Below are 612 nucleotides of genomic sequence, written 5' to 3' on the forward strand. Positions count from 1 at the left end.
GTTCGGCCCCGGCGATCTGGCGGAACTCCATGGCCAGGTTTTCCAACAGCTCACTGACGGCGAACGGGGCGATATCCGGTTTGATCACGCCGGCATCCAGCTTGGATATATCGACCAGCGTACCAAGCAGGTTCTCCACGTCTTCCAGCGAGTTGCTGATATTGCGGATCAGCCCGCCGTTGGGCGCGCCCGGTTGCTCAAGCAAAGCGCTGGTGAACAGCCGCGCGGCGTTGAGCGGCTGCAGCAGGTCGTGGCTGGCTGCGGCGAGGTACTTGTCCTTGCTCAGGTTGGCGGCTTCCGCCGCATCGCGGGCTTCACGCAGTTCACAGGTGCGCTCAGCGACGCGCTGCTCGAGCTCTTCGTTGAGCTGCAACAGGCGCAACTGCGCCAGTTTGCGCTCGGTAACGTCGGCGACGAAGCCTTCCACCAGTCCGTCTTCGTCCGGCTTGAGCAGCAGGTTCATGATCACGTAGATGGCGCTGCCGTCCTTGCGGCGCAGGCGCGTCTCGTAGCCGAACAAGCCATGCTGCTGGCTCAGGATATGGCGGATCTGCCGAAGCTCCTCCTCACCGCCGATGAATAGATGATGGGACAGATCGGTCAGCGCCCACA

Annotated in this window: 1 protein-coding gene; it reads right to left on the bottom strand. The window is 62.7% G+C overall.

All coding sequences use genetic code 11. The features are described from left to right. On the bottom strand, positions 1-612 hold a 612-nt coding region (locus CXQ94_RS23875), incomplete at both ends, for a histidine kinase dimerization/phospho-acceptor domain-containing protein (protein WP_146070415.1).

It is taken from the genome of Arthrobacter sp. GMC3 (assembly GCF_002929305.1).
Lineage (GTDB): Bacteria > Actinomycetota > Actinomycetes > Actinomycetales > Micrococcaceae > Specibacter.